The sequence below is a fragment of the Methylobacterium sp. M6A4_1b genome (genome assembly GCF_053345175.1).
This window is the reverse complement of record NZ_JBKEZQ010000008.1, coordinates 92,406-114,693: the sequence shown is the minus strand read 5'-3', so window position 1 is coordinate 114,693 and position 22,288 is coordinate 92,406. Positions and strand designations below refer to the sequence as shown.

The following is a 22,288-nucleotide window of genomic DNA, read 5'->3' as shown; positions in this document are numbered from 1 at the left end:
CCCCCCCGGGACCCTGCCGCATTCACAGCGAGAACGAGGTTCCGCAGCCACAGGACGCCGTGGCCTGGGGATTCTCGATCTTGAAGGACTGCCCGATGAGATCGTTCACGAAATCGATGGTCGAGCCGCTCATGTATTCCAGCGACATCGGGTCGACCAGGACGGTGGCGCCGTCGCGCTCGATCGCGACGTCGTCGGCGGCCCGCGCCCGCTCGATGTCGAAGGCGTAGGAGAAGCCCGAGCAGCCGCCGCCGTTCACGCTGATCCGCAGGGAGGCGCCGGGCGGCTCGGTGCCCATGATCTCGTTGATGCGCTTGGCGGCGCGGGGCGTCAGGGTGATGTCGGCCATCGGGATGCTCTCGCGGGTGCTCTCGAGATCCGCCGGCCGTCCCGGCCGGTCGCGGGCCGGGACGGCGTTGGAACAACTGTTATGGGATACAAGATATGCCTGGGGAACCGATGCTGCAACGCGACGGCGCGTCGGGGACGGGGCCGAGGCGGGCGGAACGCGAGGCGCCGGGCTCCTGAGAGAGCGGGACTTCGAGGCAGCCGGACTTCGAGGCAGCCGGACTTTCGAGGCAGCGAGATTTTGGGGCAGCGAGACGTGATGCAGGCGGATGAGACGGAGCGGGGCGCGGCCCGGCGGCGCGGCGAGCGCTGGCGGGCGCCCTATGCCACCGATCCGGCGGCCACCCGCGGGCGCCTGATCCCGGAGGCGATCTCGCCCACGCGCAGCGACTTCCAGCGCGACCGCGACCGCATCATCCATTCCTCGGCCTTCCGGCGCCTCAAGCACAAGACGCAGGTCTTCGTCCATCACGAGGGCGACCATTACCGGACGCGGCTGACCCACACCCTGGAGGTGAGCCAGATCGCCCGGGCGCTGGCCCGGGCGCTCGGCCTCGACGAGGACCTCGCCGAGGCGCTGGCCCTTTCCCACGATCTCGGCCACACCTGCTTCGGGCATACGGGGGAGGACACCCTGGATGCCTGCATGGCGGCCCATGGCGGCTTCGACCACAACGCCCAGGCCCTGCGCATCGTCACCCGGCTGGAGCGGCGCTACGCCGGCTTCGACGGGCTCAACCTCGCCTGGGAGACCCTGGAGGGCCTCGTCAAGCACAACGGCCCGCTGCTGGAGCCGGACGGGCGCCCGACCCGGCGCTGGACGGGCCGCGGCATCCCGGCCGCGATCCTCGAATACGACGCGCTCAACGACCTCGAACTCGCCCGCTTCGCCGGGCCGGAGGCGCAGGCCGCGGCCCTCGCCGACGACATCGCCTATGACAGCCACGACCTCGACGACGGCCTGCGCGCCGGCCTGTTCGACCTCGCCGACCTCGCCGCGGTGCCGTTCCTCGGCGGCCTCCTCGACGAGATCGACCATCTCTACCCGAACCTGGAGCCGTCGCGAAAGATCCACGAGCTGGCGCGGCGGGTCATCACCCGCTTCGTGGAGGACGTGATCGCGGAGAGCACCCGGCGCCTCGCCGCTCTGAATCCGGGCTCGGTGGCCGACATCCGGGCGGCGCAGGCGCCCGTCATCGCCTTCTCCGCGGCGATCGCGCGGGCGGATTCCGAGATCAAGACCTTCCTGTTCGCCCGCATGTACCGCCATCCCGGCGTGCTCGCGGTGCGGGCCAAGGCCAACGTCATCGTGTCCGACCTGTTCGCCCGGTTCATGGCGGAGCCGGGCGCGATGCCGGCGGAATGGTCGGCGGGCCTGGAGGGGGCGGAGGCGGGACGCCTCGCCCGCCGGGTCGCCGACTACATCGCGGGCATGACCGACACCTACGCGGCGCTGGCGCACAGGCGCCTGTTCGCGACGACGCCGGACCTGCACTGGAGCCCGGGGAGCCGCAGCCTGCCCCTCACCGATCCGTAGGACGCCCGTCAGGGTCGCGAAGACCTCAGAGGGTGAGGCCCTCGTGGAACAGGTCGGGGGAGATCGGCAGCATGAAGTGCACGCCGATGCCGCCCTCGAAATGGCGCACCACCCGGCCGGGGGTGCGCCCGACCATCAGGCTCATGCCGATCGCCGGGGTGCTGGTGGTGGTGAGCGCCACGCCCGACATCGAGATGTCGATGATGCGGGCCGCCACCTCGCGCCCGCTCTCCAGGCGGAGGACGACACCAGTGACCAGCGGAGTCAGGCGCTCGTGCGTACGGCCCTCGGGCAGGCCCAGGCTCTCGCGATTGGCGAGCCAGGTCAGCTGCGAGGCGATCTTGTCGCGCTTGCGCGGCGTCGCGCTGAGCCGGACGGCGAAGCCCCCGGGCATCAGGCGGGCGATCGTGCCCTCGATCCGGCCGACATGTTCGAGGTAGAGCACCACCCGCTCGCCGATCTCGCCCATGACGGCGCAGGTGAGGCGGACCCCGCCCGGCGACATGTCGACGGTCTGGCACGGATATTCCCGCCGGTCGGCCAGCATGTAGCGCCCCAGCATCGAGACCTTGACGCGGTGGTGCCGGCGCAGATCCGAGATCCGGACGTCGCGGGACGGCCTTGCGGGCGGACGGGTGGCGACCTCGATCATGGCGGCGGGGCGACTCGTTTCGAGGCTTCACTGCCCGCGAGGCTACCGGTTGCTGGTTACGAAAGGTTTGCCCGTGTCGCGCGAACACCCGATCAGGCGCGTCCGCCGGGATGAACGAGGAGGTGGCCGCGCCGGAGCGGGGCGCTGTCGTTGGCGGGTTCGGGCAGGTCCCGGAGGGTGGCCCGGGCATCCCGGTGGGACGGGGCGGCCTCGTGGCCGAGGATGCGCAGGGAGGTCGTCCGCATCTCGGTCAGGGGCCGGATGCCGAGCCAGTGCGGCACGCAGGTCGGGCTGAGGGCGCCGAGGATGCGGGACTGCGTCTCGCCGCGGTGGCGCAGGGGCAGCAGCAGGAGTTCGAGGTCGATGCTCTCGCCGCGCTCCGTGAACCCCTGCAGGCCGGCCACGACCCCGACCGTGTCGAGGGCCACGGCCTCGACCAGCAGCCACGGATCGGCGTCGGGCCTCCCCCAGAGGCCGGCGAAGTCCCGCCCCTTCAGCTCGCGCCCGAACAGGGCGCAGACATGCGTCCCGGCCAGGCGCACCGCGGCCGCGCCCCGCGCCATGTCGACCTCGAGGATCAGGCTGTCGGCGAGCAGGTTCCGGATCTCCCCGGGCTCGATCTCGCTGCGCTCCGGCGCGGCGCGGGCGTGCCGCAGCTTGTCCCAGTAGGCGTGGAGCAGGCGGCTGGTCGGATGCTTCATGGGAGTCCCACAATGGCACGGTCCGGCGAGGGACCTTCTCGGATCGGGCGCTTCCGGGACGGTTCTGGGCCGCTCCCGAAGTCTCTGCCAGGCACTGCGCAGAGCTTATGCCGACCACCCTCGCGGCGCCCCCCTTAACCCTTCATCAAGGTTAACGAGCGTCAGGAGTTGTCCACCGCCAAGTTTGGGCAGGGCGAGGCCGGGCGGAGCGCGGCGATTGTTCACGCGGCGCGGCTTTCCGGCACCGCGGGGCTTGCGGCCCCGCATCCCGCCCCGACATGGTGGCCCCATGGATGCCAGCCCCGACCTGCCGCCGCAGAACCGCGTTCCGATCTTCAACATGCCGGGCGTGGTCACCGCGTCGATCGGGGTGCTGGTGGGCATCCACTTCCTCCGCGCGTTCGTGCTGCCGGACACCTGGGACATCGCCGCCCTGATCGACCTCGCCCTGATCCCCGGGCGCTGGAGCGTGGCCGTCGACCCCGCGCGGGCGGAGGAGCTGCTGCGGGCGGCCGCGGCCCTGGCGGGCGACCCCGATGTCGTCGAGGCCCGGCAGGCCTTCGCCCGCTACGTGGTGGCCGACCCCGCCGCGATGCCCTGGACCTTCGCGAGCTACGCGCTGCTGCACGGCTCGTGGATGCACGTGATCTTCAACACCGTCTGGCTCGCCGCCTTCGGTTCGCCGGTGGCCCGGCGCTACGGCCCCTGGCGCTACGGCCTGATCGCCCTCGTCGGCGCGGTGGCGGGCGGCATCCTCCACGTCGTCCTCGACCCCCTGAGCACCGCGCCGCTGATCGGGGCGTCGGCGGGCGTCTCGGCCCTGATGGCGGCCGCGGCGCGCTTCGTGTTCCAGCCGCCGCCCGCCTATGCCGGCGGCCCGCCCTGGCAGCGCCCGGCACCGCCCCCGCTCCAGGCCATCCCGGAGCTGATGCGCAACCGCACCGTGGTGGTGTTCCTGGCGATCTGGCTGGTCACGAACTTCCTGTTCGGCGTCATCGCCCTGCCGCTGGGGGCCGAGGCGACCTCGGTGGCCTGGGACGCGCATCTCGGCGGCTTCGTCGCAGGCTTCTTCCTGCTGCCGCTGATCGACCGGACCCGGCGCTGACGGCGGGCCCGGGGCTCCGGCCAAGGCGCTGAATTATCCTGCTTTCTTCGCGGCCGGAACCGGCGGGATCTTGCCATCTGCGCGCGCGCGCCACACAATCGCCGCAGACCGAGCCGGGCACCCCGCCGCGACAGGCCAGCCCGGACAGCCAAGCCCGGACAAGCCCGGCCGCCCCGTCCCCGGGGTGAAGACAGGAAAAGGACACGTCCATGACCGTTGCTCGCATCCTCGCCGAGAAGGGCCGCTCCGTCGTCACGGTGGAGCCGCAGCGCACCCTCGACGAGGCCATCCACCTCCTGGCCGAGAAGCGCATCGGCGCCGTCGTCGTCAGCGATGCGGACGGGGCGGTGCGCGGCATCCTCTCCGAGCGCGACATCATGCGGGCACTCGCCGGCAAGGGCGCCAACGCCCTCGACGCCCTGGTCTCGGAACACATGACCACCGCGGTGACCACCTGCACCCGCGCCTGCAGCATCGAGGAGGTGATGCACCTCATGACCGAGGGCCGCTTCCGCCACGTGCCCGTGGTCGAGGAGGGCCGGCTGGCCGGGCTCATCTCCATCGGCGACGTGGTCAAGCGCCGGATCGAGGCCGTCGAGGCCGAGCATCAGGCGATGCGCGACTACATCACGATGGCCTGATTCTCGGGCCTGATCCTCGGGCCTGATTCCCGAGGGACGATCCGGCTGCGCCCGCGTCGGGGCCGGTCAGCTCCGGGCGGCGGCCGCCGCCACGAGGCCGCGGATCTGCGGCAGGGCGGCCCGCGCCGCCTCGCGGCCGAGGGCGATCCCCTCGGCGGCCCGGTGGAACTCGAACAGGCCCATCCCGGACAGGCGCGGCACGATCGCGATGTCGGGCGGGTCCCCGGCCAGGCGCGCCCGCGAGATCCGGTCCTGCGTGATGTTGAAGGCGTCGAGCATCACCCGGGCCATGCCGGGGGTGGCGAGGCCGTTGCCCGGCCCGGGCTCGGCGGGACGGGCGCCCGGACGGCGCAGGATCCAGCGCCGGGGCCGGCGGGGCGCGGGGAGCACCGCTTCGGCCGTGACCCGCGCGGGCGCCGCTTCCCGCAGGCCGGGCCGCGGGTCGCCGTTGAGGTTGACGCAGATCACGAGGTCGGCCCCCAGCGCCCGCGCGATCGTCACCGGCACCGGGTTGACCAGGGTGCCGTCGAGGAGGAGCCGGCCGTCGCAGCGCACCGGCGGGAAGATGCCCGGCAGGGCGTAGGAGGCGCGCAGGGCCTCCACCAGGCAGCCCCGGGTGAGCCAGACCTCCTCGCCGCTCTCGAGGTCGGTGGCGACGCTGGCGAAGCGGATCGGCAGGCCCTCGATGCGGCGGTCGGCCAGATCGTGTTGGAGACGCCGCCTCAGACGGTCGCCGGCGATGAGGCCGGAGCGGAGCCGCAGGTCGAGGAGGCCCATCACGCTGCGCCGGGTCAGCGACAGGGCGAAGGCCTTGAGCAGGCCGAGCTGGCCCGCCGCGTAGCAGCCGCCCACCACCGCGCCGATGGAGCAGCCCGCCACCACGGTCGGGTGGATGCCGGCTTCCTCCAGCACCTCGATCACGCCGATCTGCGACCAGCCCCGGGCCGAGCCGCCGCCGAGCGCGAGGCCGATGCGGGGACCGGGCGCCGGGGACGCCGCCACGGGCTCGACGGCGCCGGCGGGAAAGCGCGCGCGCACGGGCGACACCTGCCGGACCTCGGCCTGGGCAGACCCCGGGGACAGGCGGTCCCACATCATCGGCACGGGTCGCAGGAAGACGGGAAACGGGCGTCGCGGTGCGGCCGGACCGGCCTCGGACGGGTCCGCGTCGCGCCGGGATCAGGCATCGGCGGGTCGCAGGATGGCCCGGCCGGTCGCCGGATCGTGATCGACGCGGCGATAGAAGCAGGCGCGCCGGCCGGTGTGGCAGCAGCCGCCATCGCCGCCCACGGCCACGCGGATCAACACGGCGTCCTGGTCGCAATCGACCCGCATCTCGACGACGCGCTGGACCTGCCCGCTGGTGGCGCCCTTGTGCCAGAGCTCGCCGCGGGAGCGCGACCAGTACCAGGCCTCGCCGGTCTCCAGGGTGCGGGCCAGCGATTCGGCATTCATGTGGGCGAGCATGAGCACCTGCCCGTCGGTGGCGTCGACGGCGATGCAGGAGACGAGGCCGTCGGCGTCGAAGCGGGGGGTGAAGGCGGCCCCCTCCTCGACCGCGGCCCGGCTGCCGGGCTCCGGGAAGGCGCGCGTCATCGCGGGCGGGCTCAGGACTTGTTGCGCACGAGGGTGAGGAAGCGGACCTGCTCGTTGGCGTCGTTGCGGAAGGCGCCGCGGAACTGGGTGGTGATGGTGGAGACGCCGGCCTTCTGGACGCCGCGCATCGCCATGCAGAGGTGCTCGGCCTCGACCATCACGGCGATGCCGCGGGGCTTGAGGATGCTCTCGATCACGTCGGCGATCTGCGCGGTCATGGTCTCCTGGGTCTGCAGGCGGCGGGCGAAGGTGTCGACCACCCGGGCGAGCTTCGAGAGGCCGACCACGCCCTTGGTCGGATAGTAGGCGATGTGCGCCAGCCCCATGAAGGGCACCATGTGGTGCTCGCAATGGGAATAGAACGGGATGTCGCGCACCAGCACGATGTCCGAGTAGCCCTCGACCTCCTCGAAGACCCGCTCGAGGAGCGCGTCGGCATCCTGGCCGTAGCCGCCGAAGATCTGGCCATAGGCCTTCACCACCCGGGCGGGCGTGTCGCGCAGGCCCTCGCGGTTCGGGTCGTCGCCGGCCCAGCGCAGGAGCGTGCGCACGGCGGCCTCGGCCTCCTCGCGGCTCGGGCGGCCGGTGGCGATGGCGTCCGGCACCCGCTGGGCGGAGGCGGGCAAGGGGGCGATCTCAGGGGCGATCTCGGGCGCGGGCGCCTCGGGGACGCGCGCATTGTCGTTGCGCATGGTGCTGAGGGCGCCGTTCTGGCGGGTCGGTTCCATCCCGGGTTCCTCCGTCTCGGTCAGGCGGTAGGAAAGGGACTTGAGCGCGGCATCCATGGCATCTTCCGCCCGGGCGATCCGGGTCGTCATCGGGTGGCTGTCAGGCTTTGCGTACATCGTCGAACCATAAGGCCGTCGGGAGAGGGCGGCCGATGCCCGGACGGTGCCGTCTGCCGTGGCGCGACCCTGGCCGTGGGCGCGACCCGGGTCGACGAGCCGCCTCCTCGCGAAACGGTGCGTGGGGGCCTATATCGTCGTTATCGCGCCGTCGCGCAATGCGGGCTGCGCGGATCGGACCTCCGGGATCGGAAGCCGGCTCCGCGCCAGTCGTCCCGGTGGAACGGCAAGAGGATCGAACGTCCATGCTCGACGACATCTACAACCGTCGCATCCTCGAACTGGCCGCCGACATCCCGCGTCTCGGCCGCCTGGCGGCCCCGGATGCCAGCGCCACCGCGCATTCGAAGCTCTGCGGCTCCACCGTCACGGTGGATCTGACGCTGCGGGACGGCACGGTCACCGACTTCGCCCACGAGGTGAAGGCCTGCGCGCTGGGCCAGGCCTCGTCGTCCCTGATGGCGCGCCACGTGGTCGGCGCCAGCGCCGGAGAACTGCGCGAGGTCCGCGCCGCGATGCGGCGGATGCTCAAGGAGAACGGTCCGGCACCGGCGGGCGCCTGGGCGGACCTCGCCGTGCTGGAGCCCGTGCGCGACTTCAAGGCCCGCCACGCCTCGACGCTCCTGACCTTCGACGCGGTGGTGGACGCCCTCGACCGCGTCGAGGCCGGGGCGGTGGCGGCCGAGTAGGGTGCTGCTCCGCCGCCTCGCCCACGGGGCGATCCGGGGCTACCAGCTCACCCTGTCGAGCCTGATCGGCCGCCAGTGCCGGCACTGGCCCTCGTGCTCGACCTACACGGACGAAGCGATCCAGCGGCACGGCCTCTGGGCCGGCGGCTGGATGGGTTTTTCGCGGATCTGCCGCTGCGGCCCCTTGGGCACCCACGGCATCGATCTCGTGCCGGAGGCTTTGCCGCCCGACGCGGCATGGCTCAAACCCTGGCGCTACGGCCGCTGGCGCGGCGTGAACGCGCCGCCCTCGCCGTTCGCGTGCGAGGCGGCGGGGGAGGGGGCCGCTCCTAGACCGGCGCCGCCGTGATCCACTTCAGGAACACCAGCGTCCCCGTCACCGTGAGCGCGCCGCCGATGCGGGTGGCGATCTGGGCGAAGGGCATCAGCGCCATCCGGTTGGCGGCGGTGAGGATCGCCACGTCGCCGGTGCCGCCCTGGCCGCTGTGGCAGGCGTTCACGATGGCGGTCTCGATCGGGTACATGCCGAGCCGGCGCCCGACCAGATAGCCCGTCGTCATCAGGGTGACGACGGTGGCCACGATGGTAATCAGGTTCGGCAGCGTGAAGGCCGCCACCAGCTTGTCCCAGGGGGTGAGCGAGACGCCGATGGCGAAGAGCAGCGGGTAGGTCATGCCCACCTGCACGAACTTGTAGACGATGAAGCCGCCGGCCTGGAGCCGGGGCGAGACCGCGCTGGCGAGCTTGGCCAGGACCGCCAGGAACAGCATCGCCACGGGGGCGGGCAGGCCGGTGAGATGGTGGCACATCACGCCCAGCAGGTAGAGCGTCACCGCCGTGAGGCCGGCCGCCGCCACCGTGGCGGCGTCGATCGGGCCGGTCTCCGCGGGCGCGCCCGCCTCCATGTCGTTCGCGGTGTCGGGCTGCAGGCGGCCCTCGCCGGTCAGGTGCGGGCGGCGCTTGCCCACCCAGTTCAGGGTGCCGGCCAGGATGATCGCCGTGAGGCTGCCCAGCATCACCGGCGGCAGCACCTGGGCGAAGACGTCGCCCTGGGGCAGGCCGAGGATGCTGCCGTAGCCGATGGAGAGCGGAATCGCGCCCTCGCCGACGCCGCCGGCCATGATCGGCACCACGATGAAGAAGAACGTGTGGTGGGCGCCGAGCCCCAGGAGCGTGCCCACCAGGGTGCCGACGCAGCCCGCCGCCAGGGAGCCGAGGCCGAGGGGGACGAAGATCTTGAGGAAGCCCTTGATCAGAACCGCCCGGTCCATCCCCAAGATGCTGCCGACGATGATCGCCGCGATGTAGAGATAGAGGAAGTTGGTGAACTTGGTGAAGTCCGTGATCGCCTTGACGATCGGCCCCGGGATCAGCGCGTAATAGACCAGCGCCGAGGGGATGAAGGTGGCGAAGATCGCCCCCGCCCCGATCTGGCGCAGGACCGGCAGGCGCTTGCCGATCTCCGCGCAGGTGAAGCCGCCGAGCACCAGCACGGCGATCATCGTCGGCGCGTCGGCCTTGATCTCGCCCTCCGAGGTCAGCACCCAGATCAGCGCCACCAGGATCAGGTAGACCGGCAGCGGGATGATGCCGATCTGGATGTCGACGAGGCGCCACCAGCCCTGCGGCCAGAAGCGCTGCGTCCCGGCCTGCCCCCCCGGCGGGTGGGCCGTCGTGGCGATGGCGACGCCTTCGGGGGGCGCCGTCGGTGCGGGGCTCGGCATGAACGTGTCTCCCGGCGAAAGCCCTGTCTGCCCCGCGGGGCCGGCTGGTCTCTGATTTTTTGGATTTTTTTCTGGTCTCGACCGTGCGGCACGGAAGGCCATCGGCGAGCATCAGTCGGGTTGGGCCGGCCTTGTCAATTGATCGGCCGGCACGGGCCGCAATGGTGATTGAGGATCACTGGCGATTGTCAGCAGCCCGGGGCGGGACCGTCGGCCCGGCGATCCTCCGGCCTTCCCGCCCGCCGTCCCGCTCGGAATTCGCGTTCCTTCCCGATGCGAATGGGTCTAAACGGCCCGGCGCGGCGCCGCATCGCGGCCCCCATTCCGACCCGCCCCCGCTTACCTGCCGCGTACGCAGGAGTGAGCCTCCAAGGAGCCCCCGGCCATGCCGATCCTGACCTTCCCCGACGGCAACACCCGCAGCTACGACGCCGCGATCACCGGCCGTGCCGTCGTCGAGGGCATCGCCAAGTCCCTGGCCAAGCGCACCGTCGCCATGGCCCTCGACGGCACCGTGCGCGACCTCGACGACACGATCGCGCAGGACGCCCGCATCGAGTTCCTCGACCGCGCCGACCCGCGCAGTCTCGAGCTGATCCGGCACGACTGCGCCCACGTCCTGGCGGAGGCGGTGCAGGCCCTGTGGCCGGGCACGCAGGTCACCATCGGCCCGGTGATCGAGAACGGATTCTACTACGACTTCGCCCGGGACGAGCCCTTCACCCCGGAGGACTTCCCGAAGATCGAGGCGAAGATGCGCGAGCTCGTCGCGCGCGACGCCCCCTTCACCAAGGAGGTCTGGAAGCGCGACGACATCCGCGCGCTCTTCGCCGAGAAGGGCGAGGCCTACAAGGTCGAGCTCGTCGACGCGATCCCGCCCGGCGAGGACCTGAAGGTCTATCGCCAGGGCGACTGGTTCGACCTCTGCCGCGGCCCGCACATGACCTCCACGGGCAAGGTCGGCACCGCCTTCAAGCTGATGAAGGTGGCGGGCGCCTACTGGCGCGGCGATTCCAACAACCCGATGCTGACCCGCATCTACGGCACCGCCTGGGCCTCGAAGGAGGACCTCGACGCCTACCTGCACCGCCTCGAGGAGGCCGAGCGCCGCGACCACCGGCGCCTGGGGAGAGAGATGGACCTGTTCCACTTCCAGGAGGAGGGGCCGGGCGTCGTGTTCTGGCACGCCAAGGGCTGGACGGTGTTCCAGGAGCTGATCGCCTACATGCGCCGGCGCCTGCGCGGCGACTACCAGGAGGTCAACGCCCCCCAGATCCTCGACAAGGCCCTGTGGGAGACCTCCGGCCACTGGGGCTGGTACCGCGAGAACATGTTCGCGGCGCAATCCGCCGGGGACGAGGCCGAGGACAAGCGCTGGTTCGCCCTGAAGCCGATGAACTGCCCCGGCCACGTGATGATCTTCAAGCACGGGCTGAAGTCCTATCGCGACCTGCCCCTGCGCATGGCCGAGTTCGGCGTGGTCCACCGCTACGAGCCCTCGGGCGCCATGCACGGCCTGATGCGGGTGCGCGGCTTCACCCAGGACGACGCGCACATCTTCTGCACCGAGGACCAGCTCGCCGACGAGTGCCTGAAGATCAACGACCTGATCCTCTCCACCTACGCCGATTTCGGCTTCGGCGAGATCGTGGTGAAGCTCTCGACCCGCCCCGAGAAGCGGGTCGGGTCGGACGCCCTCTGGGACCATGCCGAAGCGGTGATGACGCGCGTCCTCGCCCAGATCGAGGAGCAGTCCGGCGGCCGGATCAGGACCGCGATCAACCCGGGGGAGGGCGCCTTCTACGGGCCGAAGTTCGAGTACGTGCTGCGCGACGCCATCGGGCGCGACTGGCAATGCGGCACGACGCAGGTCGACTTCAACCTGCCGGAACGCTTCGGCGCGTTCTACGTCGATGCCGAGAGCGGCAAGAAGCCCCCCGTCATGGTCCACCGCGCCATCTGCGGCTCGCTGGAGCGCTTCACCGGCATCCTGATCGAGCACTTCGCCGGGCATTTCCCGCTCTGGCTGGCGCCGGTGCAGGTGGTGGTCGCCACCATCACGGGGGATGCCGATCCCTATGCCCGCGAGGTGGTCGCCGCCGCGACGCGCCTGGGTCTGCGCGTCGAGGCCGATCTGAGGAACGAAAAGATCAACTACAAGGTCCGTGAGCACTCGCTCGCCAAGGTGCCGGTGATGCTGGTCGTCGGCCGCAAGGAGGGCGAGGAGCGCACCGTCTCGGTGCGGCGCCTCGGCAGCCAGCACACCCGCACCGGCGGCCTCGACGAGACCCTGGCCGCCCTGGTGGCGGAGGCGACCGCGCCGGACCGTATCCGGGCGGATGCGGTGGTCGAGACCGTGCCGAGCGAGAACGTCGCCCTCGACGGCCGGCACGGCGAGGCGCCGACGCCCTAGGCCCGCGCGCGCCGCCCCGGGGACGGGGCGGGGGCCGGCCCCGGCCGGCCATCGCTCACCCGGCCATCGCTCATCCCGCCTTGGCGATGACCTCGACGTCGCGGTTGAGGCCGCTCTCGACCTTGAACTCGCGGGTGTAGACCTGCCCGTCGTGCCGCGCGATCAGCACGTAGTCGCCCTCCGCCAGGGTCACCTGCGGGAAGGCGCCGATGGCCTCGCGGATGGTGTCGCCGCCCGGCGTCAGCACCGAGAAGGCGGTGCCGGCGAAGGCCTCCGCCCCCTCCGCGGCCACGAGCTTCAGGGTCAGGGTGGCGGCGCGGTGGTTGAGGGTGGCGTCCGTGACCTTGCCGTTCTCCACCTTCAGGTCCGCGCGCTGGATCGCGTTCGAGCCGCCATAGGTCGAGACCACGTGGTAGGTGCCCTCGGGCAGGCGCAGGAGCTCGCCCGCCTTGACGCCGCTGCGCACGAGGCGCCCCTCCGAATTCGTCCCGATCGGCACGAAGACCGAGAAGGCGAGTTGGTCGGCGCCGAGCTTCACGTCGCCGATGGCGCCCGAGAGCTTGAGCGCCCCGGCATTGACCTTGAGCTGCTCGGAGGCCGGCTGGCCCGCCAGGACGACGCGGCGGGAGGCGCTGGCGAAGCCGTAGGTCACGGTGGCCACGTAAGCGCCCGGCGCCAGGGTGAAGCTCGGCTCGGCCGCCTCGGAGCGGGCGACGATGGCGGGCTTCGTCCCGTCCGTGCGGTCCTCGTAGATGCGCCAGGCGAGCCCGGAGCGCAGCGGCTTGTCGCCCCCGGCGAACACCGCCGAGAGGGTGAGGGCCGCGCTCGCCGTGCTGGGCAGCGGCGGCGCCGAGGGGTCCGACATCGAGGGGGCGGGCATGGACGGCGAAGGCATGGCCGGGGAGGGGAGGTTGGGACCGATCCGGTTGTGGAAGGCGTTGCCGTCCTGCGCCGAGGCGGTCCCGGGACGGCCGGCGAGGAGGAGGGCGCAGCCCAGCAAGACCGATCCGTACCCTGCCCGCGCCATCCCGCACCTCCCCGTTCCCGCCGGCGTTGCCAACCCGCCGCCGACGCGCCATGTCACGCGGGGTCGCCGCGCCCGGCGCCCGCCCTCTGGAACCGGACCATGGCGGCGGCAAGGCCGCGCCGTCCCGGGGGCCATCGTCCGCGGTCCGCACTCGCTCGCCCGCTCCTGCCCGCCCGATCCTGCTCCAGGGATGCCATGAACGCCACCCTCGATCTCCTGCGCACCCGCCGCTCGGTTCCGCCCCTCCGCCTGGAAGGGCCCGGCCCGGACGCGGCCGAGCTCGACGCGATCCTGACCATCGCGTCGCGGGTTCCGGACCACGGCAAGCTGGCGCCCTGGCGCTTCCTCGTCATCGCGGGCGAGGCCCGCACCCGGATCGGCGACGCGATCGCGGCGGCCTACGCCGCCGACCATCCGGAGGCCGACGCCGCCCGCCTGGATCTCGAGCACCACCGCCTCGCCCTGGCGCCCCTGGTGGTGGCGGTGGTGTCGCGGGCCGGGCCGCACATCAAGATCCCGGAATGGGAGCAGGTGCTCTCGGCCGGCGCCGTGGCGATGAACCTCGTGGTGGCGGCCAACGCCGCGGGCTACGCCACGGCCTGGCTCACCGAGTGGTTCGCCTACGATTCCCGCATCCTCGACGTGCTCGGCCTCGACCCCAGCGAGCGGCTGGCCGGCTTCATCCATGTCGGGCGCGCGCAGGAGGTGCCGCCCGACCGGCCCCGCCCGGCGCTGGCCGACATCGTCACCCGGCTCTGAGGGGCAGGCCATGCATTACGACGCCGAGACCAAGGGCCTGCCGCACAACCCGCTGAAGGCCCTGGTGGCCCCGCGCCCGATCGGCTGGATCAGCGCGATGAACCGCGACGGCGCGGTGAACCTCGCGCCCTATTCCTACTTCAACGCGGTCGCGTCCGGTCCCGACATGGTCATGTTCTCCTCGGCCGGGCGCAAGGACGCCATGAGCTTCGCGGAGGAGGGGGCCGAGTTCGTCTGCAACTTCGCCACCTACGACCTGCGCGAGGCGGTGAACGCCACCTCGGCGCCCCTGCCCCGCGGCGAGAGCGAGTTCGCCTTCGCGGGCCTGACGGCGGCGCCCTCGCGAAAGGTGCGCCCGCCCCGGGTCGCCGAATCGCCGGCCGCGATCGAGTGCAAGTGGCTGCAGACCGTGCCGCTGACGCCACTCGACGGCAGCGACGCCTCGCACTTCCTGGTGATCGGGCAGGTGGTCTCGATCTACATCGACGACCGCTTCATCCGCGACGGCCTCGTCGACACCGGCGCCATGCGGCCGATCCTGCGCGGCGGCTACTTCGACTACTTCACCGCCGAACCCGAGACCCGGTTCGAGCTGCGCCGGCCGGCGGGCGGGGATAGGTAGGCCTCACGCGTCCGCGCCGTCACGTCTGACAAGGCGCTTGGTCATTGCGGATTGGCAGAGCGCCCGGGAGCCGCGCATACCCCGAGGACTGGACGGATCGGCGATGTAGGATCGACCAAGTTCGGCATAGCGCCTAAACGTGAGAACGGAGTATGAACACCGCGTCGTCGAAATTGAGTTCACGGTGTGCCCAGCTATTTCTCGAAGGAAGCCTACCCGACGCAATGGGTGTGGTATGGTGCAAGCGTAGCCATGGCAAAGAGCGTACCTGCCTTCATCAACCCGGCCATGCTCAAGTGGGCTCGGGAAAAGGCCCGTCTCACCCCTGAGGCGGCTGCGAAGGCTGTCGGTGTCACCGTGGAAAAGCTCACGTCAGCCGAAACTGGCGCGGTGCAACTGACATTTCCACAGTTCCTGGCTGCCGCTAATGCCTACAAGCGCGCACCCAGCTTGTTCTACTTGGATGAGCCACCGGTCGATTTCCAACCTATCCAGGACTTTCGCAAGCGTGTGGACTCCGAACCCGGCGCCTATACGCCTGCATTAACCACCGTAATCCGCCAAGCTCAGGAGCGCCGCGATCTGGCTTTGGAGCTCCGAAGTGAGATCGGCGACCCGATCCGAGAGTTCGATCTCTCCGCTGATCTTAATGAGGATATTGAGGCTCTGGGAGGGCGTATGCGAGCCTACCTGAGCGTCACTGAAGCCGAGCAGCAGGCATGGCGTGCGAAGGCGTTCGACAATTGGCGGGCCAAAATCGAAGCCCGAGACATCCTCGTATTCCTGATTCCAAAACTTGCGCTGTCCGAGATGCGAGGCGCTGCCATTGCGGCTTCTCGGATGCCGCTCATTCTGATCAATTCCAAGGACCGCACCAACGGACGCACGTTCACGCTGCTGCATGAGTTCTGCCACCTAGTCGTCCGAGCAAGTGGCGTTAGCGGGTTTGGGATTGATGAAGGCCATGTCGACGTGGCCAAGGTCGAAAGGTTCTGCAATGCAGCCGCTGCGGCAGCTCTCGTACCGAAGGAATGGCTTCTGCGCGAGCCTATGGTCACTCGAAAAGGGGCAGAAAAGACTTGGCAAGACGATGAACTTGCCGCCCTTGCCACACGCTTTGGTGTGAGCCGAGAAGTAATTCTGCGCCGTCTTCTGACAATAGGAAGAACCAGCAAAGCTTTTTATGAAAGCCGCAGGCACCTGTTCCAGAAAGAATACGACGACCTGGAAAATCCCGCTAAGGGAGCTGCCATTCCGCGGCACACAATCGTCCTGAGTCAACTTGGAAGGCCATACGCCCAGCTTGTGTTCCGTGGATACTACGATCGGCGCCTCACGCTGCGTGATGTATCCAACTACTTCAATATGCAGGTGAAATCTGTCCCAGCAATGGAACAGGCTGCCTTCGGCTTGAAAGGGTAAAGCCCATTGGCCGAAGTGTACTGTATTGATACCAGTTCGCTGATTTCAGCATGGTATGATCGCTACAAGCCCAATCGCTTTCCAAAGCTTTGGGAGCAGTTCGAGTCCCTGGTAATAATGGAACGCTTGGTTTCTTCCTCCCTTGTTTTAAACGAATGCAAAGTACGATCACCCGAACTCCATGGTTGGCTTGTGGAGCATGAAGCCATGTTCCTGCAACCTGATGCAGATGTGCAGGCACGTGCCGCATACATTATCAACACCTACAAGGGGTTGGTGATGCAAGGCAAAGAGAAGTTTGCCGCCGATCCCTTCGTCATCGCCACCGCCGAAGTCTATGGATATCGGGTCGTCAGTGAGGAGGATGGTCCGGCAAACCTCAAGAAAATACCGGGTGTCTGCAGCGCCCTGCAGATCCCATGCTTCAAACTCGCCGACTTGTTTGATGCCGAGGATTGGACCCTCGGCTAAAGGAGGAGCGGATCGCGTCGCGGGACGATACGCCCCCAGAACTTAAGCCAGATTTTTCGCTCAGGTGGGTCTGCGATCAGGACGGATGGCGGCCTGAACGCTTGCGCGTCCCTATAGCCGGAACCTCAGCGGCGGCGCTCCAACCGCTCCGCGATGGCGATGCCGCCGATGACCAGGGCCAGCGCGAGGCCTTCGTGCCAGCGGAACGGCTCGCCCACCAGCAGGATGGCGAGCCCGGCCCCGAAGATCGGCACGAGGTTGACGAAGAGGCCGGCCCGGTTCGGGCCGATCAACTCGACGCCCCGCATGAAGGCGAGCTGCGCCACCAGCGAGGGACCCAGCGCCACGAAGATCACGATGGCCCAGCCCTTCGGGGTGGGCCAGATCGTGTGTCCGAGGGCCCATTCGGCGTAGAGCGGCGGCAGCGAGGTGAGGAGCGCCGACAGCGCCACGGCCGTGAAGAAGCTCAGGCCCGAGACCCTGGGGCGGCGTGAGAGCGCCACGGTGTAGCCGGCATAGAGCAGGCAGGCGACCAGCATCAGCACGTCGCCCCGGTTGAACGCGAAGGTGGCGAGCACCCGCCAGTCGCCGTGGGTCGCCGCCACCACGGCGCCCGCGAGCGTCACGGCCACGCCCAGCGCCTGCGCGCCCGTCACCGCCACCCGGTGGACGACATAGTTGATCAGGATGACGAGGACCGGGATCGACCCCTGGAACAGGGCGATGTTGATGCCGCTGGTGAACAGGCCGGCGGCGTAGAACAGGCTGGCGTAGAGGGTGTAGCCGCAGGCCCCCATCAGCAGCACGTAAGCCCAGTGGCGCTTCAGCCGGTCCCACTCCGCCACGAGGCCCGCCCGCGCCGGCAGCGCCAGGGCGAGGCAGGCGAAGGCCCAGCGCAGGCAGGTGAGCACCTGGGGCGAGACCTCGCCCGCCGCCCACTTGCTCGCCACCACGTTGCCGCCCCAGAGCAGCATCGTGAACACGAGGAGCGGGTAGGCCGCGGCCGCCGGCTCGGCCGCGCGTCCGGCGGGCGTCTCCGGGACGCGCATGGGCGGATCTCCCTGGGCTCTGGCCGGGCTCGCGGCCGGCCACCGGGGCGGGATAGCCCGCCGCGCCGCGCGGGGACAGGCCGCCCGGCGCAACGCCCCCATCGAAAACCGCCCGCCTCCGCCCCGGCGCGCCCCCCGGGGCCGCGCCCATCCCCCGGTATCGATCCGCCCCCGGGTATCGATCGGCGCGCCGATTCCCTATGCCGGTGGACACGGTTATGCCGGCCCGGAACGCGCCGGCGACACGGCCGCGGCAACGGGGGGAGGGCGAGACATCCGGTGACGTGGCGATCCCTCCTCCTCGCCGGCCTCGCGGTGGCCGGCCTCGGCGGCCTCGCCGTCTCGCCCCGGGGCGCCGTCCTCCTCGGCGCGCTGCGCGAGCGCCTCGAGGCCCTCCAGGCCCGACCCGGGGCGGCCAGGCCCGCGCACCTGCCGGCCCAGCGCACCGCCGTGGAGGAGGGCCGCACCGTGGTGCGCCTCTCGGCCGCCGAGCGCACCCGCATCGGCATCGTCACCGAGGCCCGGCCCCTCGCCGACCATCGGGAGGAGCTGCAGGCCTATGGCAGCGTCCTCGACCTCGCCCGGGTCACCGACCTGACCAACGCCTATGCCAGCGCCCGGGCCGCCCTCCAGACCGCCCAGGCCCGCGCCGAGGTCTCGCGCAGCGCCCTGCAGCGGGCGAGGTCGCTCGGGCAATACGCCACCACCGTCCAGCTCGAGACCGCGGGAGGCACCGCCCAGACCGACCAGGCGGCCCTGGCGGCGGCGGAATCGCAGGTGCGCACCCTCTCGGCCACCGCCCAGCAGGAATGGGGGCCGGTGATCGGCCGGGCCATCGTCGAGCGCTCGGCCACCGTCACCCGGCTGATCGAGCGGACCGACTTCCTGGTGCAGGTCACCCTGCCGCCGGGGGAGGGCCTGAAGGGGCCGCCGGCGGCGGCCTTCGCCGAGGTGCCGCCCCAGAGCGCGCGGGTCGCCCTGACCTACGTCTCCCCCGCCACCCGCACGGATCCGCGCATCCAGGGCCTGAGCTTCTTCTACACCGTGCCGGGCGACAGCGGCTTCCTGCCCGGCATGAGCATGCTGGCCTTCCTGGCGGCCGACCGCAGCGTCACCGGCCTCAGCGTGCCCGAGGACGCGGTGGTGCACTGGCAGGGAGCGGCCTGGATCTACCGGGCGGTGGGACCCGACGCCTTCGCCCGCCACCGGCTGAAGGCCGACCCGCCGATGTCGGCCGACGCCTACGTGGTGGAGGACCTGCCCGGCGGCACCGAGATCGTGCTCGCGGGGGCACAGGCGCTCCTTTCCGAGGAGATGAAGAGCCAGCTGCAGGTCTCGGGCGGCGTCGATGACGATTGAGGCGAAGGGAGTCGAGGCGAAGGGACCAGAGGCGAAGGGACCCGGGGCGAAGGGGTCCCGGTCCCAGGGCCAGGGCGGTCCGCAGGCGGCGCTGGTCGCCTTCGCGGTGCGCTTCCGCGGCATCGTCCTGGCGCTCAGCCTGGCGCTCGCCGGCTACGGCTGCGTGGTGCTGGCCGACGCCCAGTACGACGTCTTCCCGGAATTCGCGCCGCCCTCCGTGGTGATCCAGACCGAGGCCCCGGGCCTCAACCCGGAACAGGTCGAGGTGCTGGTGACGCAGGCCGTGGAGGTGGCGGTCAACGGCCTGCCGGGGGTGGTCTCGCTCCGGTCGAGCTCGATCCAGGGCCTGTCGGTGATCACCGTCACCTTCGGGGCGGGCAGCGACATCTACCGGGTGCGCCAGCTCGTCACCGAGCGGCTGACGGCGCTGGCCGGCCGCCTGCCCCAGGGCGTGCTGCCGCCGGCGATGACGGCGCTGACCTCCGCCACCAGCACGGTGCTCCTCGTCGGCCTGACCACGCAGAACCGCTCGGACATGGACCTGCGCACCCTGGCGGACTGGACCGTTCGCCTGCGCCTCCTCGCCGTGCCGGGCATCGCGCAGGTCTCGGTCTATGGCGGCGCGGTGCGCTCGCTGCAGGTGCAGATCCGCCCCAACGACCTCGTGCGCTTCAACATCGGCGTCAACGACGTGCTGGCCGCCGCGCGCAAGGCCACCGGCGTGCGCGGGGCCGGCTTCGTCGACACGCCCAACCAGCGCATCGCCCTCCAGACCGACGGCCAGTCGCTCAGCCCCGAGGCGGTCGCGCGCACGGTTCTGATCAACGAGGGCGGGGCCAGCGTGACCCTGGCGGACGTGGCCACCGTGGTCGCCACCGGCGAGCCGGCGATCGGCGCCGCCCTGGTGGACGGACGGCCCGGCGTGCTCCTCATGGTCGGCGCCCAGTACGGCGCCAACACCCGCGCGGTCACCGCCCGGGTCGAGGCGGCCCTGGAGGACCTGCGCCCGGCCCTGGAGCGCGAGGGCGTGACCCTGCATGCCGACCTGTTCCGGCCGGCCAACTTCATCGCCATCGCCAACGGCAACGTGCTGCAGGCCCTCGGGCTCGGCGGCATCCTGGTGGTCGTGGTGCTGTTCGTCTTCCTCTACGACTGGCGCACCGCCGTGATCTCGGCGCTCGCGATCCCGCTCTCGCTCATCGCCGCCGTGGTGGCGCTCCAGGCGCTGGGCGAGAGCCTCAACACCATGACCCTGGGCGGGCTCGCCATCGCCATCGGCGAGGTGGTGGACGACGCCGTGATCGGCGTCGAGAACGTGGTCCGGCGCCTGCGCGAGAACCGCCGCCTCGGCGGCCCGCGTCCCGAGGGGAGGGTGGTCCTCGACGCCATCCTGGAGGTGCGCACGGCGGTCGCCTACGCCACCATCGCGGTGCTGCTGGTGTTCCTGCCCGTCCTCGCCCTGTCGGGCATCGCGGGCCGGCTGTTCGGCCCCCTGAGCCTCGCCTACATCCTCGCCGTGGTGGCCTCCCTCGCCGTCGCGCTCACGGTGACCCCTGCCCTGGCGATGTGGCTCCTCACCGGCCGGCGCGAGGCCTCGACCCTGGACCCGCCGGTGATGCGCGCCGCCCGCCGCCACTACGCGCGCCTGCTGACCCGGATCGACCGCGCCCCGCGCCTCGTCATGGCCTGCGGCCTCCTCGTCACCCTCCTGGGGGCCGCCGTGGTGCCGTTCTTCGGCTCGACCTTCCTGCCCGATCTCAAGGAGGGCCACCTGATCCTGCACATGGCGGCCGCGCCCGGCACCTCGCTGCAGGAATCGATGCGTCTGGGCACCCGCATCACCGCCGCCCTCAAGGCGATCCCCGGCATCCGGGCGGTCGCCTCGCAGATCGGCCGGGCCGAGGCCGGCCAGGACACCGCCGGCACCCATTACAGCGAGATCCACATCGACCTGGAGCCCGGCCTCGACGGGGCGGGGCAGGGGGCGGCGGAGGCCCGGATCCGGGCCGTGATGGCGGGTTTCCCCGGGGCCGCCTTCTCCCTCAAGACCTTCCTCACCGAGCGCATCGAGGAAACCGTGTCGGGCTTCACCGCGCCGGTGGTGATCAACGTCTTCGGCACCGACCTCGGCGCCATCGAGACGGCCGCCCGCGACATCGCCCGCGAGCTCGCCGAGGTGCGGGGCGCCGTGGACATCCAACAGAGCTCCCCGGCGGGGCTGCCCCAGGTGAACGTGGGCCTGAGGCCCAACGACCTGCGCCATTGGGGCCTCTCGGCCGTCGAGGTGATGGAGGTGGTGCGCACCGCCTATCAGGGCGACATCGTGGGCCAGACCTATGCGGGCAACGCGGTGTTCAACGTCCTCGTCATCCTCGATTCCGCCACCCGCGGCCGGCTCTCGGCCCTAAGCGACCTGCCCCTGCGCGGCTCCGGCGGCCGGGTGGTGCGCCTCGCCCAGGTGGCGGACATCTACGAGACCTCCGGCCGCTACCAGGTCCAGCACGAGGGCGCGCAGCGGGTCCAGGCGGTCACCGCCAACGTGACCGGCCGCGACGTCGCCGGCTTCGTGGCCGATGCCAAGCGCAAGATCGCCCGCGAGGTCGCCCTGCCTCCGGGCACCTATGTCGGCTTCGCCGGCTCGGCCGAGGCGCAGGCGCGGGCAAGGCGGGACCTCCTGGTCTATTCCGGGCTCGCCGGCCTCGGCATCGTGCTGCTGCTGGCCATCGTGACGGGGAGCCTGCGCAACCTGATGCTGGTCCTGGTCAACCTGCCCTTCGCCTTCGTGGGCGGCGTGCTGGCGGTCTTCGCCACCGGCGCGGTGCTGTCGCTGGGTTCGATCGTCGGCTTCGTGACCCTGTTCGGGATCTCCCTGCGCAACACCATCATGATGATCGCCCATTACGAGCACCTCGTGGTGGAGGAGGGGCAGGCCTGGGACCGGGACACCGCCATTCTCGGGGCCGCCGACCGCATGGTGCCGATCCTGATGACCTCCCTGGTCACCGGCCTCGGCCTCCTGCCCCTCGCCCTCGGGGCCGGCGAGCCCGGCCGCGAGATCGAGGGGCCGATGGCCATCGTGATCCTCGGCGGCCTCGCCACCTCGACGGTGCTCAACCTCCTCATCCTGCCGACCCTGGCCCTGCGCTTCGCGCGCTTCGAGGCCCCGCAGGGCAGGGCGCTCGAGCCGGTCGCCTGAGGCGCCCTCGCCCGACGGCATCCCGCGCGCCGGACGGCACGGCGGCGCAGAGCGCGAGGAACGATCCGGGCTCGGCAAGACGGTCCGACGGCCGTCCCGGACCCTGGTTCCAGCTCCTGCCCCACCCCCCGA

The 22,288-nt window shown here is 71.0% G+C and carries 21 protein-coding genes; 12 read left to right on the top strand and 9 right to left on the bottom strand.

Features of this window, described 5'->3' with window-relative positions; genetic code table 11:
* Nucleotides 1–22 precede the first annotated feature (22 nt).
* Complete coding sequence (erpA, locus tag ACLBWX_RS10670) at nucleotides 23–349, bottom strand: iron-sulfur cluster insertion protein ErpA (RefSeq protein ID WP_447677039.1); 327 nt, start codon at nucleotides 347–349, stop codon at nucleotides 23–25.
* A gap of 258 nt (nucleotides 350–607) precedes the next feature.
* Between erpA and ACLBWX_RS10665 the strand changes: the two genes are divergently transcribed.
* Nucleotides 608–1,885 (top strand): deoxyguanosinetriphosphate triphosphohydrolase, encoded by a 1,278-nt coding sequence (locus ACLBWX_RS10665; protein WP_447677038.1) that lies wholly within the window; start codon nucleotides 608–610, stop codon nucleotides 1,883–1,885.
* A gap of 25 nt (nucleotides 1,886–1,910) precedes the next feature.
* Here ACLBWX_RS10665 and ACLBWX_RS10660 read toward each other — a convergent pair whose 3' ends face one another.
* Together ACLBWX_RS10660 and ACLBWX_RS10655 are read right to left on the bottom strand one after the other, a co-directional pair.
* Nucleotides 1,911–2,537 carry a PilZ domain-containing protein gene (locus ACLBWX_RS10660; protein ID WP_447677037.1) on the bottom strand — a complete coding sequence of 209 codons (627 nt, stop codon included), beginning with the start codon at nucleotides 2,535–2,537 and terminating at the stop codon, nucleotides 1,911–1,913.
* Between the two features lie 92 nt (nucleotides 2,538–2,629).
* Entirely contained in the window at nucleotides 2,630–3,238 is a 609-nt protein-coding gene (locus tag ACLBWX_RS10655; protein WP_447677036.1) for a PAS domain-containing protein, read from the bottom strand.
* Between the two features lie 289 nt (nucleotides 3,239–3,527).
* Between ACLBWX_RS10655 and ACLBWX_RS10650 the strand changes: the two genes are divergently transcribed.
* The gene (locus ACLBWX_RS10650; protein ID WP_447677035.1) at nucleotides 3,528–4,343 is read left to right on the top strand and encodes a rhomboid family intramembrane serine protease; all 816 of its coding nucleotides are present in this window, start codon (nucleotides 3,528–3,530) and stop codon (nucleotides 4,341–4,343) included.
* A gap of 209 nt (nucleotides 4,344–4,552) precedes the next feature.
* A complete protein-coding gene (locus ACLBWX_RS10645) occupies nucleotides 4,553–4,984 on the top strand; it encodes a CBS domain-containing protein (protein ID WP_447677034.1) in 432 nt (143 codons plus the stop codon).
* 66 nt (nucleotides 4,985–5,050) lie between these two features.
* Here ACLBWX_RS10645 and ACLBWX_RS10640 read toward each other — a convergent pair whose 3' ends face one another.
* The 3 genes from ACLBWX_RS10640 to folE all read right to left on the bottom strand — a co-directional run bounded on the left by ACLBWX_RS10640 (nucleotide 5,051) and on the right by folE (nucleotide 7,425).
* Complete coding sequence (locus tag ACLBWX_RS10640) at nucleotides 5,051–6,082, bottom strand: patatin-like phospholipase family protein (RefSeq protein WP_447677033.1); 1,032 nt, start codon at nucleotides 6,080–6,082, stop codon at nucleotides 5,051–5,053.
* Nucleotides 6,083–6,163: 81 nt separating this feature from the next.
* Nucleotides 6,164–6,580, bottom strand: coding sequence for a phosphoribosyl-AMP cyclohydrolase (gene hisI, locus ACLBWX_RS10635; protein ID WP_447677032.1), 417 nt, complete (start codon nucleotides 6,578–6,580; stop codon nucleotides 6,164–6,166).
* An 11-nt stretch (nucleotides 6,581–6,591) separates the two neighbouring features.
* The gene (gene folE / locus ACLBWX_RS10630) at nucleotides 6,592–7,425 is read right to left on the bottom strand and encodes a GTP cyclohydrolase I FolE (protein ID WP_447677031.1); all 834 of its coding nucleotides are present in this window, start codon (nucleotides 7,423–7,425) and stop codon (nucleotides 6,592–6,594) included.
* Between the two features lie 245 nt (nucleotides 7,426–7,670).
* Here folE and ACLBWX_RS10625 point away from each other — a divergent pair, with 245 nt between their 5' ends.
* A complete protein-coding gene (locus ACLBWX_RS10625; RefSeq protein ID WP_447677030.1) occupies nucleotides 7,671–8,114 on the top strand; it encodes an iron-sulfur cluster assembly scaffold protein in 444 nt (147 codons plus the stop codon).
* A 4-nt stretch (nucleotides 8,115–8,118) separates the two neighbouring features.
* The gene (yidD, locus tag ACLBWX_RS10620) at nucleotides 8,119–8,463 is read left to right on the top strand and encodes a membrane protein insertion efficiency factor YidD (protein WP_447677108.1); all 345 of its coding nucleotides are present in this window, start codon (nucleotides 8,119–8,121) and stop codon (nucleotides 8,461–8,463) included.
* Here the strand turns inward: yidD and ACLBWX_RS10615 are convergent.
* Nucleotides 8,444–9,838 carry a 2-hydroxycarboxylate transporter family protein gene (locus ACLBWX_RS10615; protein WP_447677029.1) on the bottom strand — a complete coding sequence of 465 codons (1,395 nt, stop codon included), beginning with the start codon at nucleotides 9,836–9,838 and terminating at the stop codon, nucleotides 8,444–8,446. The two genes, yidD and ACLBWX_RS10615, sit on opposite strands and share 20 nt — an antisense overlap.
* A 385-nt stretch (nucleotides 9,839–10,223) precedes the next feature.
* Here ACLBWX_RS10615 and thrS point away from each other — a divergent pair, with 385 nt between their 5' ends.
* A complete protein-coding gene (gene thrS, locus ACLBWX_RS10610; protein WP_447677028.1) occupies nucleotides 10,224–12,251 on the top strand; it encodes a threonine--tRNA ligase in 2,028 nt (675 codons plus the stop codon).
* Between the two features lie 70 nt (nucleotides 12,252–12,321).
* Here thrS and ACLBWX_RS10605 read toward each other — a convergent pair whose 3' ends face one another.
* A complete protein-coding gene (locus tag ACLBWX_RS10605) occupies nucleotides 12,322–13,278 on the bottom strand; it encodes a hypothetical protein (RefSeq protein ID WP_447677027.1) in 957 nt (318 codons plus the stop codon).
* Nucleotides 13,279–13,473: 195 nt separating this feature from the next.
* Between ACLBWX_RS10605 and ACLBWX_RS10600 the strand changes: the two genes are divergently transcribed.
* The 4 genes from ACLBWX_RS10600 to ACLBWX_RS10585 all read left to right on the top strand — a co-directional run bounded on the left by ACLBWX_RS10600 (nucleotide 13,474) and on the right by ACLBWX_RS10585 (nucleotide 16,552).
* On the top strand, nucleotides 13,474–14,037 hold the full coding sequence (locus ACLBWX_RS10600) for a nitroreductase family protein (RefSeq protein WP_447677026.1): 564 nt from the start codon (nucleotides 13,474–13,476) through the stop codon (nucleotides 14,035–14,037).
* A 10-nt stretch (nucleotides 14,038–14,047) separates the two neighbouring features.
* A complete protein-coding gene (locus tag ACLBWX_RS10595) occupies nucleotides 14,048–14,659 on the top strand; it encodes a flavin reductase family protein (RefSeq protein ID WP_447677025.1) in 612 nt (203 codons plus the stop codon).
* Nucleotides 14,660–14,845: 186 nt separating this feature from the next.
* Nucleotides 14,846–16,081 carry an ImmA/IrrE family metallo-endopeptidase gene (locus ACLBWX_RS10590; protein WP_447677024.1) on the top strand — a complete coding sequence of 412 codons (1,236 nt, stop codon included), beginning with the start codon at nucleotides 14,846–14,848 and terminating at the stop codon, nucleotides 16,079–16,081.
* A gap of 15 nt (nucleotides 16,082–16,096) precedes the next feature.
* Nucleotides 16,097–16,552 (top strand): DUF4411 family protein, encoded by a 456-nt coding sequence (locus tag ACLBWX_RS10585; protein ID WP_447677107.1) that lies wholly within the window; start codon nucleotides 16,097–16,099, stop codon nucleotides 16,550–16,552.
* Between the two features lie 125 nt (nucleotides 16,553–16,677).
* On the opposite strand, the gene ACLBWX_RS10580 is transcribed toward ACLBWX_RS10585, so the two are convergent.
* Nucleotides 16,678–17,601, bottom strand: a complete 924-nt coding sequence (locus ACLBWX_RS10580) for a DMT family transporter (protein ID WP_447677023.1) — start codon at nucleotides 17,599–17,601, stop codon at nucleotides 16,678–16,680.
* 279 nt (nucleotides 17,602–17,880) lie between these two features.
* Here ACLBWX_RS10580 and ACLBWX_RS10575 point away from each other — a divergent pair, with 279 nt between their 5' ends.
* On the top strand, nucleotides 17,881–18,960 hold the full coding sequence (locus ACLBWX_RS10575) for an efflux RND transporter periplasmic adaptor subunit (protein WP_447677022.1): 1,080 nt from the start codon (nucleotides 17,881–17,883) through the stop codon (nucleotides 18,958–18,960).
* Complete coding sequence (locus tag ACLBWX_RS10570) at nucleotides 18,950–22,156, top strand: efflux RND transporter permease subunit (protein ID WP_447677021.1); 3,207 nt, start codon at nucleotides 18,950–18,952, stop codon at nucleotides 22,154–22,156. Before ACLBWX_RS10575 ends, ACLBWX_RS10570 begins: the two co-directional genes overlap by 11 nt.
* The last annotated feature ends 132 nt before the right edge of the window (nucleotides 22,157–22,288 follow it).